This is a genomic window from Clostridium thermobutyricum, from assembly GCF_000371465.1.
Lineage (GTDB): Bacteria > Bacillota > Clostridia > Clostridiales > Clostridiaceae > Clostridium > Clostridium thermobutyricum.
This window is the reverse complement of the sequence record NZ_KB850956.1, coordinates 2,553,120-2,568,100: the sequence shown is the minus strand read 5'-3', so window position 1 is coordinate 2,568,100 and position 14,981 is coordinate 2,553,120. Positions and strand designations below refer to the sequence as shown.

General features: G+C 26.6%; 18 protein-coding genes, 2 tRNA genes and 1 other annotated feature. Of the genes, 16 read left to right on the top strand and 4 right to left on the bottom strand.

The genetic code is table 11. The features are described 5' to 3' along the window. Positions 1–89, top strand: a sequence feature (5S ribosomal RNA rRNA prediction is too short). A 17-nt stretch (positions 90–106) separates the two neighbouring features. Both HMPREF1092_RS12065 and HMPREF1092_RS12060 read left to right on the top strand, forming a co-directional pair. After that, positions 107–182 (top strand) — tRNA-Phe (locus tag HMPREF1092_RS12065). A gap of 6 nt (positions 183–188) precedes the next feature. Next, positions 189–262, top strand: a tRNA-Cys gene (locus tag HMPREF1092_RS12060). A 174-nt stretch (positions 263–436) separates the two neighbouring features. On the opposite strand, the gene HMPREF1092_RS12055 is transcribed toward HMPREF1092_RS12060, so the two are convergent. Both HMPREF1092_RS12055 and HMPREF1092_RS12050 read right to left on the bottom strand, forming a co-directional pair. Then, on the bottom strand, positions 437–1,342 hold the full coding sequence (locus HMPREF1092_RS12055; RefSeq protein WP_002598954.1) for a S66 peptidase family protein: 906 nt from the start codon (positions 1,340–1,342) through the stop codon (positions 437–439). Positions 1,343–1,459: 117 nt separating this feature from the next. Next, positions 1,460–2,407: a magnesium transporter CorA family protein gene (locus HMPREF1092_RS12050; RefSeq protein WP_002598953.1), complete on the bottom strand. Its 948-nt coding sequence runs from the start codon at positions 2,405–2,407 to the stop codon at positions 1,460–1,462. A gap of 275 nt (positions 2,408–2,682) precedes the next feature. Here HMPREF1092_RS12050 and HMPREF1092_RS12045 point away from each other — a divergent pair, with 275 nt between their 5' ends. After that, a complete protein-coding gene (locus HMPREF1092_RS12045; protein WP_002598952.1) occupies positions 2,683–3,165 on the top strand; it encodes a hypothetical protein in 483 nt (160 codons plus the stop codon). Between the two features lie 46 nt (positions 3,166–3,211). Here the strand turns inward: HMPREF1092_RS12045 and HMPREF1092_RS12040 are convergent, their stop codons facing one another. Further along, positions 3,212–4,375 carry a zinc-binding metallopeptidase family protein gene (locus HMPREF1092_RS12040; RefSeq protein WP_002598951.1) on the bottom strand — a complete coding sequence of 388 codons (1,164 nt, stop codon included), beginning with the start codon at positions 4,373–4,375 and terminating at the stop codon, positions 3,212–3,214. A gap of 128 nt (positions 4,376–4,503) precedes the next feature. On the opposite strand from HMPREF1092_RS12040, the gene HMPREF1092_RS16590 reads away from it, so the two are divergent. The 7 genes from HMPREF1092_RS16590 to HMPREF1092_RS12005 all read left to right on the top strand — a co-directional run bounded on the left by HMPREF1092_RS16590 (position 4,504) and on the right by HMPREF1092_RS12005 (position 8,094). After that, positions 4,504–4,710, top strand: a complete 207-nt coding sequence (locus tag HMPREF1092_RS16590; protein ID WP_002598950.1) for a sigma factor G inhibitor Gin — start codon at positions 4,504–4,506, stop codon at positions 4,708–4,710. Between the two features lie 12 nt (positions 4,711–4,722). Beyond that, complete coding sequence (tmk, locus tag HMPREF1092_RS12030) at positions 4,723–5,349, top strand: dTMP kinase (RefSeq protein ID WP_002598949.1); 627 nt, start codon at positions 4,723–4,725, stop codon at positions 5,347–5,349. A 75-nt stretch (positions 5,350–5,424) separates the two neighbouring features. Continuing rightward, complete coding sequence (locus HMPREF1092_RS12025) at positions 5,425–5,754, top strand: cyclic-di-AMP receptor (RefSeq protein ID WP_002598948.1); 330 nt, start codon at positions 5,425–5,427, stop codon at positions 5,752–5,754. 13 nt (positions 5,755–5,767) lie between these two features. Then, positions 5,768–6,700: a DNA polymerase III subunit delta' gene (locus tag HMPREF1092_RS12020; protein ID WP_002598947.1), complete on the top strand. Its 933-nt coding sequence runs from the start codon at positions 5,768–5,770 to the stop codon at positions 6,698–6,700. Positions 6,701–6,703: 3 nt separating this feature from the next. Continuing rightward, entirely contained in the window at positions 6,704–7,609 is a 906-nt protein-coding gene (locus HMPREF1092_RS12015; RefSeq protein WP_002598946.1) for a PSP1 domain-containing protein, read from the top strand. Between the two features lie 11 nt (positions 7,610–7,620). After that, positions 7,621–7,824 carry a heavy-metal-associated domain-containing protein gene (locus HMPREF1092_RS12010; protein WP_002598945.1) on the top strand — a complete coding sequence of 68 codons (204 nt, stop codon included), beginning with the start codon at positions 7,621–7,623 and terminating at the stop codon, positions 7,822–7,824. Between the two features lie 99 nt (positions 7,825–7,923). Then, positions 7,924–8,094: a DUF362 domain-containing protein gene (locus HMPREF1092_RS12005; protein ID WP_002598944.1), complete on the top strand. Its 171-nt coding sequence runs from the start codon at positions 7,924–7,926 to the stop codon at positions 8,092–8,094. 35 nt (positions 8,095–8,129) lie between these two features. Here the strand turns inward: HMPREF1092_RS12005 and HMPREF1092_RS12000 are convergent, their stop codons facing one another. Then, complete coding sequence (locus HMPREF1092_RS12000; RefSeq protein WP_002598943.1) at positions 8,130–8,807, bottom strand: MBL fold metallo-hydrolase; 678 nt, start codon at positions 8,805–8,807, stop codon at positions 8,130–8,132. A 140-nt stretch (positions 8,808–8,947) separates the two neighbouring features. On the opposite strand from HMPREF1092_RS12000, the gene HMPREF1092_RS11995 reads away from it, so the two are divergent. The 6 genes from HMPREF1092_RS11995 to HMPREF1092_RS11970 all read left to right on the top strand — a co-directional run bounded on the left by HMPREF1092_RS11995 (position 8,948) and on the right by HMPREF1092_RS11970 (position 14,776). After that, complete coding sequence (locus tag HMPREF1092_RS11995; RefSeq protein WP_002598942.1) at positions 8,948–9,403, top strand: CtsR family transcriptional regulator; 456 nt, start codon at positions 8,948–8,950, stop codon at positions 9,401–9,403. An 11-nt stretch (positions 9,404–9,414) separates the two neighbouring features. Further along, on the top strand, positions 9,415–9,945 hold the full coding sequence (locus HMPREF1092_RS11990) for a UvrB/UvrC motif-containing protein (protein WP_002598941.1): 531 nt from the start codon (positions 9,415–9,417) through the stop codon (positions 9,943–9,945). Position 9,946: 1 nt separating this feature from the next. Continuing rightward, positions 9,947–10,951 carry a hypothetical protein gene (locus tag HMPREF1092_RS11985; protein WP_002598940.1) on the top strand — a complete coding sequence of 335 codons (1,005 nt, stop codon included), beginning with the start codon at positions 9,947–9,949 and terminating at the stop codon, positions 10,949–10,951. Positions 10,952–11,005: 54 nt separating this feature from the next. Further along, complete coding sequence (locus HMPREF1092_RS11980) at positions 11,006–13,435, top strand: ATP-dependent Clp protease ATP-binding subunit (RefSeq protein WP_002598939.1); 2,430 nt, start codon at positions 11,006–11,008, stop codon at positions 13,433–13,435. A gap of 155 nt (positions 13,436–13,590) precedes the next feature. After that, a complete protein-coding gene (trxB, locus tag HMPREF1092_RS11975) occupies positions 13,591–14,526 on the top strand; it encodes a thioredoxin-disulfide reductase (protein ID WP_002598938.1) in 936 nt (311 codons plus the stop codon). A gap of 22 nt (positions 14,527–14,548) precedes the next feature. Beyond that, complete coding sequence (locus HMPREF1092_RS11970) at positions 14,549–14,776, top strand: glutaredoxin family protein (protein WP_002598937.1); 228 nt, start codon at positions 14,549–14,551, stop codon at positions 14,774–14,776. Positions 14,777–14,981 lie beyond the last annotated feature (205 nt).

Here is a 14,981-nt window from a genome sequence, read left to right as displayed (position 1 = left end):
AGAGGAAACACTCCTTCCCATTCCGAACAGGAAAGTTAAGCTCTATAACGCCGATGGTACTGCATGGGAGACTGTGTGGGAGAGTAGGAAGTTGCTAGGTAAGTGTGGCTCGATAGCTCAGTCGGTAGAGCAGAGGACTGAAAATCCTCGTGTCGCTGGTTCGATTCCAGCTCGAGCCACCATATTATGGCGCTATAGCCAAGTGGTAAGGCAGTGGTCTGCAAAACCTTGATCCCCAGTTCGAATCTGGGTGGCGCCTCCATTAAAACCTGTAAACACTGTTTACAGGTTTTTTATTTTCAAAAAATATATATGGAAAATAAATTAAAAATGAATCCACAAAAATTAAAATATAATTTAGAGTTATCAACAAAAAATATAAAATTGTGAATAACTAATCATATTATTATATTAATTTGTGGATATTTTATATGAATTAAATAAGAGCGTTTTCTGTTATAATTAGTTTTTTAGATTTGCTAGAGTAATGTGCACTTACTCCTAGAGGAAAAGTTAAATTAGGATAATCGTGACCAAAAGGAACATTAAATATTATTGGTATTCCTAATTTGTTTAATTTTGACAGTAATAATTCAGAAGTAGCAAAGCTAAAATCTGAATTAGAAGTACAATTTGTAAAATGTCCTAATAGTATGCCTTTACAATTATTAATAGTTTTCGATAGTAATAATTGAGATAATAAGCGATCAATTACATAAGGTTCTTCATTGATTTCTTCTAATAATAAAATAGAATTTTTAAAATTTATCTCATAAGGGGTTCCCATCATAGAGCAAATAATAGATAGATTTCCTCCTATTAAATTCCCTTGCATATCTTTATTATTTATAACTAAATTATTTTTAAAGTCATAAATATAGCCTTTAGAAGGATTTAACATAAAATGCTTTAAAGTAGATAATGTTAAAGAATCTTTTGTAAAATCAGATTTTATTAATGGTCCATGAAAAGTAGGTATTTTGTTTTGGGCAAAATAATTTAATAATACTGTTATATCGCTATAACCACAAAAAAACTTTACATTTTTTTTTATTATAGATAAATCAAGATAAGGAAGCATGCGAATTGCTCCAAATCCTCCTCTAAAGCAAATAATTCCTTCAACATCTTTATCTAAAAACATATTCATTAAATCATAAGCTCTTGAATAATCATTTCCTGCTAAATATCCATACTTATCATAAATAGCGTTTGTATATTTAACTTTAAACCCAATATTTTTAAAATTTTGAATAAATCGATCAATTATTTTAATATCACTACATCCAGAAGGTGCTAATATACCAATTGTAGAATCTAAAGTAAGCCTTTTGCCACGCATAAAAAATCTCCTTATAATTATTAAAAAAAGAGCTTCATAAATGAGCTCTCTTTTGTTTATTATAATAATATGCTTAATTTTTCATAATAGTTAAATTTTTTTATAAATATTAAAATTTTATCTGAACATATCTTTTTTGTGAAGAATCCATGCAACTGTTCCACAAATTAATAGAGTTAATAAAGTTATTACATAAAAGGTATTAATGCTATCTGTATTGAATGGAAATACTATATTCATACCCATAATTCCACTAATCATAGTTGGAATTGACATTAGAATAGTAACAGAAGCAAGTACTTTCATAACTATATTAAGATTATTTGAAATTACAGATGCAAAAAAATCCATAGTACTTGCAAGTATATTGCTATATATTTCTGTCATTTCAATTGCTTGTTTATTTTCAATAATAACATCCTCTAAAACATCTTTATCTTCTTCATATTTTTGAATTATATCTAGTTTAAGCATTTTTTCTAAAGTAATTTCATTTGCTTTAAGAGAAGTAGAGAAATAAACAAGAGATTTTTCTAATGAGTGTAATTGTATAAGTTCTCTATTTTTCATTGATTTATGAAGTCTTTTTTCTATCATAAGACTCTTCTTATCTATTTGTCTTAAATATAATAAAAAATAAGTAGAAACTCTGCTTAATATCTGTAGAGTAAATCTAGATTTTTTATAAGTGAAGAAAGTTTTAACTTTTCCATTTATAAAATCAGTTAGTATTTTACTGTTTTTAAGACAAACTGTAATAAGTATATTTTCAGAATGAATTATTGATAGAGGATATGTATCATAAGTTAAAGAATTATCTTCCATTTCTGTGAATGGTATATCCACTATTATAGACAATATATCGTCTTCAATATCTATACGAGATGTTTCTTCATCATCTAATGAAGCATTTAATAACTCTAATGGAACTGAAGCTTTCTTAGATATTAAAATAAGTTCTTCTTCTGATGGGGCAACTATATTAATCCAACATCCAGGTTCAATATTATCTAAAGGAACTAATTTTAATGGCTTATCATCAAATGTTTTAAATATCTGTATCATGCCGTCCTCCTAAATCTTTATATTATATATTTTACAATATAAATTAATAAAATTACAGTTTTAAAAAAATACTAAATTTTAGGATTATGACTTAGCGTTCTATTAAGAAAAAGAGAAATAAATTAAGATATAATAAGAAAATATGAGAATTTCTTATTATATAGCCTTTAAATATAGAAAATAGAATATATTTACTATGGAATAATGTTTTAAATGTTAGTATAATCTCAATATGACATTTAAATTTGCATGTAATTTTCGGGGGATTTTTTATTATGATGCATAGGGAGATAGTCGTCAGAAAAAAGGCACCTGTTATAGCTATTAGTTTAGTAATTATAACTTGTATGCTTTATATTCATGAAGGACTAAAATTTATAAAGTTTGAAAGTATTAATACTTTAAAGCTTTGTAATATTATTATAATAGCTTTTACTATTTTAATTTTATTAAGAGAAATACTTTCATGTAGCATTTCTTATAAGTATGCTGTTATAGCAGACAAGCTTATAGTAAACAAGATATGTAGATCTAATGAAAGGAATTTAGCTAGTGTAAAGATATCAGATATAGAATATATAGGACCTAAATCGGATGCGCCTAAAGGCATTAGATGTAAATCAGTAGGTTCTTTTGCTTGTAATCTATTTGGAAAAAGCACTTGCACTTGCATATATAAAAGAGATAATCAATATTACAGATTTTCATTTGAACCTAGTAGTAAATTTATTTGTAGAATAAATGAAAAATTAATTTAAATTTTAAAGCCTATGGTATATTTAATTAATACTATAGGCTTTAATTTTATTTAGAAATATTTTTAAAAAATTCTTGTTTAGCTTCTGATAAAAGTTCTTTGTTAGTTATTAAATCCAATCCTGTTAAAGCTAATGAAATTCCAGCTTTCTTACATTGTTCTAAAGCAAAAGGTTCAACTGTTGCTTTTGCAAATTCTTTAGTACCATATTTTATATTATCATCTTCTATTATTTTTATATATGAATGTATGCAAGGAACTTTTTTACTTATACAACCTATACCAAGAGAGGCATTTATATTTCTAGATTCACAAATATTTATTATTCCAGATTCTTTTAGATTATTATTTAAAAGTCTGTTTAAAGTAGAATTTGATAATAACTCTTCATTTGGTGGTTCGTATAAAGAAAATTTAGGAGGCATATTCATTAAATCTCCTACTGTTTTAGCAATTATTTTTATTTTTTCTTCACCTTTAGAAGCAAGGCACATATCCTTTGCTCTAATATAGAATTTTCCCTCAACAGTTCCAGGTACTAATAGAGGAGTTTTTCCACCTTCAGATAGTATTGAATGTATTTCTAAATCATTGCAAAATCCTTTTGATAATGTATTTAGAATATTAAATGTAAGTAATATAGCATCTAATGCTGTATATTTTGATTCACTTAAGAAACTTAATTCATTTTTTCCTGTAAATTTAATGCTAAGTGGAATAACTGCTGATGAAGTACCACTTTCACAAGTGACTACATCAGGATGAATAACCATGACAGAGTCAATATCATCAAATACTCCTTGCTTAGCCATTACTCCTTTTGTACCTCCTAAGTACTCACCTGGACATCCTATTATTATAGATGAACCATAATCTAGATTATCTACAGCATTACCTAAACACAGTCCTGCAAGAGTAGAAATTGCAGATAACATATTATGTCCTGTTATATGGCCTTCATTTGGAATTGAGTCATATTCACAAAGAAAACAAATTTTAGGGTGACCGTTACCTTTATAAGCATAAAAAGAATTTTTTATATCTAAAATATTTTTCTCAACTTTAAAACCATGTTTATTTAAAACTTCACAAATAAACTCTGATGATTTTTCTTCTTTATAGCTTTCTTCAGGGTGACTATAAAGAAATTTACAAATGTTTTCTATATCATTTTCACAAACACTAAGATATTTTTTAACATCATGTTTCATAAAGCTCTCCTCCAAAATAAATATTTATTAATATTTTTACCTAAAAACTTAAAAATATTTATTTTTTATAGATTAAGAAAAATATAGATGGCAACAATTAAAATAAAAGATTTGGAGGGTGGACAAGTATGATTAATAAAGAAATAGAAAAAAGAGTTTGTGTAATTTGTAATATGGAAAATGAAAGTTATTTATCTGATAACTACATTGATGGTATAATTGTAAATGGTGAATATATCTGTAGACATTGCGAAAAAGAGATTATAGAAACCAGCGTAGAAGAAAATAAATATGATGATTATGTAGATAAAATAAAGGTAGTCATATATAAATAAAGGGGAATATACATGAAAAAAGGTTTGTTTGTTGTATTTGAAGGTGGAGAAGGATCAGGAAAATCAACAATTATTGAAAAGATATATATTTGGCTTAGAGAAAGTGGACATGAATGTGTTTTAACTAGAGAGCCAGGTGGAATAAAAATATCTGAAAAAATAAGAGAAGTTATTTTAGATAAAGAAAATACTGAAATGGATGGTAGAACAGAAGCACTTTTATATGCAGCTGCAAGAAGACAACATTTAGTAGAAAAAGTTATTCCAGCTATAAATTCTGGAAAAATAGTTTTATGTGATAGATTTGTTGATTCATCTTTAGCCTATCAAGGATATGCTAGAGGGCTTGGCATAGATGAGGTTTTTGAAATAAATAAATTTGCTATTAATGATTGTATGCCAAATGTTTCAATATTATTTGATATAGATCCAGAGATTGGACTTGAAAGAATAAGAAAAAATTCTTCAAGAGAAGTTAATAGATTAGATTTAGAAAAAATCGATTTTCATAATAAAGTAAGAGAAGGGTATACTAAAATTTATGAAAATAATAAAGATAGAATGATAAAAATTAATGCTGAACAATCTATTGACCAAGTTTTTGAAGAGGTAAAAAGAATATTTTTAGACTTACTTTAATAAAAAAATTAATTATATTTAAGTTTAGAAGTTTATGGTAAAATAGGGTAGGGGTTAATTTATGGAGGTATTTATATGAAGTTATTAATTGCTATTGTAAATGATGATGATTCGGATGATTTAATAGATACATTAACAGAAAAGGACTTTAGAGTTACAAAACTTGCTACATCAGGAGGCTTTTTAAAAGCTGGGAATACAACTTTGATGATGGGGGTAGAGGATACTAAAACTGAAGAAGTTATAAGTATAATAAGAGATATTTGTAAGGAAAGAGATGAGATAATTCCATCTCCCATACCTATTACTGAAAGTCCTGAAATTTATATTCAATATCCTATTGAAGTTAAAGTTGGAGGGGCTACTGTATTTATAATAGATGTAGAGCAATTTATAAAAATATAAGGAGAGACTCGTATTGGAAGAATACATTGGACATAAGAAAATAATTGATGGATTTAAAAAGAGAGCTGAATCTAATACTTTATCACATGCTCATTTAATAGTTGGAGCTAATGGAATAGGAAAAAGTAAGGTTGCAGATATATTTTCATCATTAATATTAAATAAAGAATTGTTTAAGGCTAATGTAGATTCTATCGAATATAGACCTAAAAAAGCAAGTATTGGAGTAGATGATGTAAGAGAAATTATTGAAGAAGTTAATAAGAAGCCTTATGAAGGAGATAAAAAAGTTATCACTATATTTTCTGGTGAAAAATTAACTATTCAAGCTCAAAATGCGCTTTTAAAAACTATAGAGGAACCACCAAAAGGAGTATTTATAATAATACTAACTACTTCTATAGAAATTATATTAGAAACAATAAAATCTAGATGCCAAATATACAAATTAACGCCGTTATCAAATGAAGAGATTCAATCGTACATATTAAAGAAATATGGAAATATAGAAACTATTGATTTTTCACCAGCACTTTCTTATGCAGGTGGAATACCTGGAAGACTAGAAAAATTTATTGATGATGAAGAGTTACAAGAAGCTAGGAAAGTAGTTTTAGAACTTATAAGAGAAATAAATGATAAGAATGTTGAGAGCATTTTAAAATATGAAAAGAAGTTATTAAAATATAAAGATGAAAAAGAAGAGCTATTAGGTATAATTGAAGGATTTATTAGAGACATAATAGTATATAAAGAGGTTAGTGATAAAAAGTTTATAATAAATTCAGACAAGAGAAAAGAAATAGAGGAATTAGTTAATTTAATGTCTTATAAAAAACTTAATAGTATGATAGATGCAGTTAAGGAATTAAGAAAAAATTTGGAATCAAATTCTAATTTTTCAATTAATATAAACATTATGCTTATGAGCTTTTTGGAGGGATAATTAATGTTAAAAGTTATAGGAGTTAGGTTTAAAAAAGCGGGAAAAATATATTATTTTGATCCTCAAGACCTAAATGTAGAAAAAGACAGTTATGTTATAGTCGAAACTGCTAGAGGAATAGAGTTTGGACAATGCGTAATTGGAGAAAAAATGATAGATGAAAGCGAGATAATTGCACCTTTAAAAACAGTTATAAGAGTTGCAGATGAAAATGATATATCTAAGCATAAAGAAAATAAAGAAAAAGAAGAAGAAGCACTAAGAATATGCACAGAAAAGATATGGGATCACAAGCTTGATATGAAGCTTATAGATGTTGAATATACTTTTGACAATAATAAAGTAATTTTTTATTTTACAGCTGATGGAAGAGTTGATTTTAGAGAGCTTGTAAAAGATTTAGCAACTATTTTTAAAACAAGAATAGAACTTAGACAAATTGGAGTTAGAGATGAAGCTAAAATGATAGGTGGACTTGGTCCTTGCGGAAGAACTATGTGTTGCTCTTCATTTTTAGGTGATTTTACTTCTGTTTCAATAAAAATGGCTAAGGAGCAAAATTTATCTCTTAACCCAACTAAAATTTCTGGTATTTGCGGAAGACTTATGTGTTGTCTTAATTATGAGCAAAGTACTTATGAGGATATAAGAAAGAGATTGCCAAGAGTTGGATCAATTGTTGAAACTGAACTTGGAACTGGAGAAGTAGTACAAAATAATATTGTAAAAGAATCTGTAAAAGTTAAGTTAAGAAATGGCGAAGAAGAATTTATAGAACAATTTAATATAAATAATGTAAAGATGATAAAAGGTGATTACGAGGATGTAATTGATGAATCTGACATAAGATTAGAAGTAGACTCACCAGAAGATAAAAAGCTTATAAAACAGCTTATAAAAGAAAAGTAGGAGGAAGTGTAATGAAGGCGGTATTAAAAATAGTAGGAATAAATAATTCTACTGATGTGAGAAAAGCTCAACAAGCTATATCAAGTAATACTGGAGTAATTGCAAGTGAAATCAGTGTTTCTAAGAAAGAAGTTACTATAATTTATAATGAAAGCTATGTAAAATTAGATGATATTATTGATTCAATTGAAGCATTAGGTTACATCATAATATAATTAGAAAATTATAAATTTATCAAAATAACTTTAAAACTAAAAAAAAACGTGTTAAAATTAAGAAGGTATAACTACCATAAAAATTAGGAGGTGTTTTATATGGCATTTGTAATTCAAGATTCATGCGTAAGCTGTGGAGCATGTGCTGCTGAGTGTCCAGTTAACGCTATAAGCCAAGGAGATACTATATTCGTAATCGATGCTGATACTTGTATTGATTGTGGAAACTGTGCTAATGTTTGTCCAGTAGGAGCACCAGTTCAAGAATAGTATACTAAAAAAAGATCGTGTCTGCGATCTTTTTTTTATATAATATTATTTACTTTAATTGGAGATATAAGCACCGTATTCATATTTTCAGAGAAATGTTTTTCTAATTTGTCTTTATTTATAAAAAAGCTATCATTTTCTATTCTAGTTATATTTTGAGATAAAAGTAAAAATTCTTCTGGTCCTTTAAATATAAAAGAATATGAATTATATTTATAATTCATAGGTATAATTATTTTAGGATTTATTTTTTTTGCTAATTTAAATGCGGTTTTTCCATTTAAAGTGATATTACTTCCTATTGGAAGAAATAAGATATGGCAGTTTTTTAATAATTCTAATGTATCGTAATCTAATGTGTGTCCTAAATATCCTAAATGACATATTTTAAGACCATCAATATTATAAATAAATATTGTATTTTTACCTCTTTTCAATCCATTTAAATTATCATTGAATGATGATATTCCTTGTATAATTCCTAAATCAGTGTTAAATTCTCCTTTTTCAGATATTAGTTTAATATCTTGAGATAAATTAGTAATACAGTCACATTTAAAATCATTAGAGCTTAAAGTAATTATATTTGGATTAAAATCTTCTATTTTACAACTGTGAAATTTATTTATTGGGTCTATTAAAATTCTTTTTCCTATAGAAGTTTTAATTAAAAAACTAGAATTACCAAGCCAAGATATAAAAATAGTAATCACCTCCAATAGATAACATTAATATGTTTCCCAAAAAAATGAAAATAATTCTAAAAATAAAAAATAAACTTGATAAGAATTAAATTTAATATTAATATATGGATAAAGGTCAAAGTAAGTCAAAAGCAAAGGAGAAGATATATATGGCAAGACTAACAGATGTTATAGAAAAATTTATAAAAGATATGATTGTTAATGATGATAATCATCAAGCTTTAATACAAAGAAATGAATTAGCAGATCAATTTAGATGTGCACCATCTCAAATAAACTATGTTTTAACAACAAGATTTACTTATGCAAAAGGATATGTAGTAGAAAGTAGAAGAGGTGGAGGGGGATATATAATAATAAAAAGAATAACTCATTCATGTTCTAGTGATATAAAAAGATTAATAAAAGAGTCAATTGGCAATAGTATAACATATCATAATGCAATAGCACTTTTAGATAATTTATTAGAAATAGAACTTATTAATAAAAGAGAATATGAAATCATAAAAATAGCTATAAATGATAATACTCTTACTGTTTCTGATAATAAAAATAAATTAAGATCAGATATTTTGAAAGGAATGGTTATGGTAATAATGGAATAGGGGGTACTTTTATGATATGTGAGAAGTGTAAAGAAAGAGAGGCTGTATTAAATTTGAGCCAAATGATTGATGGGGAAATTACTGATATTTGGTTGTGCGAAAAATGTGTTAAAAAATTTGGAAGAACTATTTTTAACGATATTACTGGAGATAGAGAGAATTATGCTTCTTTCAATAATTTGTTAAGTATTATTTTTGAGGATATAGGAAAGAAAAAAGAAAAAGCTAAAATACAATGTAGTAAATGTGGAACTACGCTTAAAGATATTGAAAATAGGAGACTTATAGGATGCGAGGAATGTTATAAAATTTTTGAAAAAGATATAACAAAAATGGTTGAAAAAAATAATACTTATAATGAGCATAAAGGTGAGATACCTAATAGATTAGGTGAAAAAATAAAGAATAAGAGAATAATTAGAGAGCTAGAAAAAGAGTTAGAAATAGCTATAGCTATAGAAGCTTATGAAAAAGCAGCTAAACTTAGAGATGAAATAAAAAGATTAAAAGGTGAAATGAGAAATTTTGAGGGGGAGAAATAAATTGGAAAGCTTATTAAATAATAAAAACTTGATAAGTAGTAGTGTGATTTTATTTAGAAATGTAAAAGGCATAAACTTCCCTATAACTATGAAAGCGGAAGAAGGAAAGTTGTTTTCAGAAAAAATAATTGAGAAAATATTAGAAATTAAAGATGATATGAAAGTTTTCAGACTTTGGAATGATGAAATAAAATTTGAGAAATTAAAAGAAACGAGAGTTTTAAGAAATAAAACTCTCAAAAATAAAGAAATGGTAGCTTATTTAGAAAGTAAAAAAAATAATTTTAAAATTATTTTAAATGAAGAAGAACATATAAGATTACAATGTACTCAAAGTGGATATAATATAGAAGAAATATACAATTGTGTTAAAGAATTCGATATAGATTTGGAAAGAAAAATAGATTATCTCTTTGATGAAACTATGGGATATTTAACTTCTAATCCAAATCATATTGGAACTGGACTTATATTAGAGGTAATGGTGCATTTGCCTATGTTAACTCTAAATGATAAGATAAGCAAATTATTTTCTCATAAAGATAAATCTATGTTTGAATTAGAAGGAAAATATGGAGAAAAAGGTAAGGCATATGGAAGTATATATATAATAAGGAATACAGCAACTACTGGAATATCTGAAAAAGAATTAATAGAAGAATTAAACGAACTTATATTATATGTTTTAAATGAAGAAAAAAAGGAAAGAGAAAAGGCTTTCGAAAAATATAAAAATGAAATTTCAGATAAAATTCATAGGGCATATGGAGTACTTAAAGAAGCCATAATTTTAGAATCAATAGAAACTTTAGAATTATTATCATATGTTAGATTTGGAGCAGAAGAAGGAATACTGAATATATCTATAGATGAGATAGAGAAGGCTGTTTTATTTTCTAGAAATCCATTTGTTAAAGAAGCACTGCAAGGAGAAAACAATTTAGAAAAACTAAATTTGAAAAGAGCAGATATTATAAGAGATATTTTGAAACAAAAGGTTTATTAGAGAACATAAATAATAAAACCATATAAATTATGTATAGGAGGATAAAAAGAATATATGAGCGAAAATAGATTCTCAGAAAGGACAGAAACTGTTCTTTTAGAAGCAAAAAAAGAATCCTTAAATTTTAGACATGGGTATATAGGTACAGAACATATATTACTAGGTATACTTAAAGAAGATGGCTATGCAAAGGGAATATTAGAAAAAAATGGTGTTGATTATTCAAAAATAAATAAAACTGTAGACAAATATCTTGGTAAAGGGGAAATAGTTATTCCAAAATCTGAATTATTATTTACTCCAAGAACTAAAGTGCTATTTGATGAAGCTTTTAAAGAAGCAAAAAAATTATCTCATAAAAAAATAAATCCAGAGCATTTATTGTTATCTATATTAAATGAAAATGACGGAGTAGCATACACTATGCTTACTTTTACAAAAATTAATTTAGATAAATTAAAAAATGATATAAAAGATTTTTTAGAAAGTGATGTGGCAAAAGATAATTCTCAAGAGATCGAGGAAGATGATTTAGATGAAAAAATGCCAATGTTAACAAAGTATAGTTCAAACTTAACTAGACTTGCAAGACAAGGAAAATTAGATCCTGTAATAGGAAGAAGTAAAGAAAATCAAAGAGTATTAGAAATTTTGTGTAGAAGGATTAAAAATAATCCTTGCTTAATAGGAGAACCAGGAGTAGGAAAAACTGCTGTAATTGAAGGATTAGCACAGAGAATAATTGATGGTAATATACCAGAAATATTAAAAGGAAAACAAATTTATTCTTTGGATTTAACGAGTTTAATAGCTGGAGCTAAATATAGAGGTGAATTTGAAGATAGGCTTAAAAAAGTTATGGCAGAGATAAAAGATAATAAGAATATAATAATTTTTATAGATGAAATACATTCTATAATAGGAGCTGGTGGGGCAGAGGGTGCAATAGATGCCTCAAATATATTAAAACCATCACTAGCTAGAGGAGATATACAATGTATTGGAGCCACAACTATAGAAGAATATAGAAAACATATAGAAAAAGATTCAGCTTTAGAAAGAAGATTCCAACCTGTATTAGTTGAAGAGCCAACTAATGACGAAACTTTAGAAATTCTAAGGGGAATTAGAGGTAAATATGAAGATCATCATAAAGTTAAAATAACTGATGAAGCATTAGAAGCAGCAGTGAATATGTCTGACAGATATGTTTGTGATAGATTTATGCCAGATAAAGCAATAGATTTAATTGATGAAGCATCTTCAAAAATTAGGATTGAAACACTTGTAGATCCGCCTGATTTAAAAGAACTAAATGATAAAATATCAAGAATTAAAAGAGAAAAAGAAAATTGTATTCAGATTCAAGAATTCGAGAAAGCTGCATCTTTGAGAGATGAGGAAAGAAAATTAAAAAATGAATTAGAAGAATTTTCAAATGAATGGGCAAAAAATAATTCTGAAAAAATTCTTATAGTTAAAAAAGAAAATATAGCAAAAGTTGTTTCAAGTTGGACTAATATTCCTGTTGAAAAATTAACTGAAGAAGAAAGTAATAAACTTTTGAATTTAGAAGAAAATCTTCATAAAAGAGTAATTGGTCAGAATGAGGCTATAGAACTTGTTGCCAAAGCAGTTAGAAGAGCGAGAGTTGGACTTAAAAATCCTAATAGACCTATAGGAAGTTTTATATTCTTAGGACCTACTGGAGTAGGGAAAACAGAACTTAGTAAAGCACTAGCAGAATCTATATTTTCTCATGAAAATAATATGATAAGGATAGATATGTCAGAATATATGGAAAAGCATTCAGTATCAAAACTTATAGGTGCACCTCCGGGATATGTAGGATATGATGAAGGAGGTCAGCTTACTGAGGCAGTTAGAAGAAAACCATATAGTGTTGTATTATTAGATGAAATTGAAAAAGCACATCCTGATGTATTTAATATACTACTTCAAATATTAGAAGATGGAAGACTTACTGATGGAAAAGGTAAAGTTGTAAATTTCAAAAATACAATAATAATAATGACGTCTAATGTAGGTGCACATAATATTAAAAAGCAAAAGAATGTTGGGTTTTTTACAGATGATAATTGGGATAAAGAATATGATAGTATGAAAGAATCTATTTTAGAAGAACTTAGAGCAACTTTTAAACCAGAATTTTTAAATAGAATAGATGATACCATAGTTTTTCATAAGCTTAGAAAAGAGGATATGCTTAAGATAACTAATATAATGCTTAAAGAAGTAAAAAGAAGATTAGATGAAAATGAAATTTATATAGAATTTACTGACGAGAGTAAAGATTATATAATAAATAAATGTGATGTTAAAGAATTTGGGGCAAGACCTTTAAGAAGAGTTATAACAAAAGAAATTGAAGATAAAATAAGTGAAGAACTTTTAAATGGAAAAATAAAAAGGTTAGAAGGATATGAAGCTAAAATAAAAGAAGATACTTTAGTTTTTGTATAATTAAATTTTAAGCTATCTCAAATAACTTTTGAATTATTGGAAAGAATAATCAAAGGTAAGAGATAGCTTTTTTGATAAAAATACTATTGAAAAGATAAAAAATAATGTTATAATAATTTTAAAAGATACCCCTAGGGGGTAAAGGAGCTGGGTATATGGAAAAAGAAATTAAAGATATTAATTTGATAATAATTGGTGGGGGTCCAGCAGGATTAACAGCTGGAATATACGCATCAAGAGCAAAAATGAATATGTTATTATTAGAAAATGAAATAGTTGGAGGACAAATAAGAAACAGCTATTTAGTAGAAAATTATCCAGGATTTAAAAAAATTTCAGGTGCTGAACTTTCTGATGCCATACAAAGTCAAGCAGAGGAATGTGGAGCTGTCATTGATGAATTTGATGTAATAGAAAAAGTTAAATTTATGGACAATGAAAAAATAATTGAAACTGAGAGTTATATATATAAGCCAAAAGCTGTAATAATAGCAACTGGAGCATCACCAAAAAAATTACCAATAAGAGGAGAACAAGAGTTTTTAGGGAAAGGAGTTCATTATTGTGCAGTTTGTGATGGTGCAATGTATGAAGATAAAATTGTAGGAGTTGTAGGAGGCGGAAAAGCCGCATTAGAAGAAGCAATTTTTCTAACAACATTTGCTAAGAAAGTATATATAATAAGAAGGCATGATTACTTTAAAGGTGAGCAATCAGTAATAGATGAAGCTATAAACAATGAAAAAATAGAAATTCTTTATAATGAAGATATTTTAGCTGTTGAAGGCTCAGATTTTGTAGAGAAAGCAATAATTAAAAATACAAAAACAGGTATTGAAAGAGAATTAGAATTAGAAGCTGTATTTGGGTATATAGGAACAGAACCAAAAACAGATTTGTTTAAAGATTATATAGAAATGGATAGTTATGGTTATATAAAAACTGATGAACAAATGAGAACTAATGTAAAAGGAGTCTATGCTGCTGGTGATGTTAGAGTAAAAGAATTTAGACAAATAACAACAGCTGTATCAGATGGAACAATAGCAGCTTTAGGTTCAGAAAAATATGTAAAAGATTTAGAAAAATAATAAAAAGAAAAGGAGAATAATTATGGTAAAAGTTTATTCAACATCTTGGTGTCCAGGATGTATAAAATTAAAAAAATACTTAGATATGAAAGGTATTGAATATGCCACAGTAAATGTAGCAGATGCTCAAGAAGAAAGATTAGAAGTAATTAAAGTTTCAGGTCAAAAAACAGTGCCAGTTTTAGATTATAATGGAGAAATTGTAGTTGGTTTTGATAAAAAAAGAATTGATGAATTAATCCAAAAATAATTAAATAAAAGTATATATAATAAAATTTTATTTTATAAGGTGTATTACGCATTTAGATTGGAAACAATAAGTTTTGAATCTTGGCATAATACACTTTTTTATTTTGAAAATTTAGCTGAATTAAAGTTATGTTAAAAATTTTTAATAAAAGTATAATACTATTTAACTTAAAGCTAATATACGGTTAATTTGAGTAGATTATTGT

Bases quoted from the DNA above. Each gene is read 5' to 3' on its own strand.
- HMPREF1092_RS12055 (WP_002598954.1), bottom strand. From the start codon at position 1,342: ATGCGTGGCAAAAGGCTTACTTTAGATTCTACAATTGGTATATTAGCA.
- HMPREF1092_RS12050 (WP_002598953.1), bottom strand. From the start codon at position 2,407: ATGATACAGATATTTAAAACATTTGATGATAAGCCATTAAAATTAGTT.
- HMPREF1092_RS12045 (WP_002598952.1), top strand. From the start codon at position 2,683: ATGATGCATAGGGAGATAGTCGTCAGAAAAAAGGCACCTGTTATAGCT.
- HMPREF1092_RS12040 (WP_002598951.1), bottom strand. From the start codon at position 4,375: ATGAAACATGATGTTAAAAAATATCTTAGTGTTTGTGAAAATGATATA.
- HMPREF1092_RS16590 (WP_002598950.1), top strand. From the start codon at position 4,504: ATGATTAATAAAGAAATAGAAAAAAGAGTTTGTGTAATTTGTAATATG.
- tmk (WP_002598949.1), top strand. From the start codon at position 4,723: ATGAAAAAAGGTTTGTTTGTTGTATTTGAAGGTGGAGAAGGATCAGGA.
- HMPREF1092_RS12025 (WP_002598948.1), top strand. From the start codon at position 5,425: ATGAAGTTATTAATTGCTATTGTAAATGATGATGATTCGGATGATTTA.
- HMPREF1092_RS12015 (WP_002598946.1), top strand. From the start codon at position 6,704: ATGTTAAAAGTTATAGGAGTTAGGTTTAAAAAAGCGGGAAAAATATAT.
- HMPREF1092_RS12010 (WP_002598945.1), top strand. From the start codon at position 7,621: ATGAAGGCGGTATTAAAAATAGTAGGAATAAATAATTCTACTGATGTG.
- HMPREF1092_RS12005 (WP_002598944.1), top strand. From the start codon at position 7,924: ATGGCATTTGTAATTCAAGATTCATGCGTAAGCTGTGGAGCATGTGCT.
- HMPREF1092_RS11995 (WP_002598942.1), top strand. From the start codon at position 8,948: ATGGCAAGACTAACAGATGTTATAGAAAAATTTATAAAAGATATGATT.
- HMPREF1092_RS11990 (WP_002598941.1), top strand. From the start codon at position 9,415: ATGATATGTGAGAAGTGTAAAGAAAGAGAGGCTGTATTAAATTTGAGC.
- HMPREF1092_RS11980 (WP_002598939.1), top strand. From the start codon at position 11,006: ATGAGCGAAAATAGATTCTCAGAAAGGACAGAAACTGTTCTTTTAGAA.
- trxB (WP_002598938.1), top strand. From the start codon at position 13,591: ATGGAAAAAGAAATTAAAGATATTAATTTGATAATAATTGGTGGGGGT.
- HMPREF1092_RS11970 (WP_002598937.1), top strand. From the start codon at position 14,549: ATGGTAAAAGTTTATTCAACATCTTGGTGTCCAGGATGTATAAAATTA.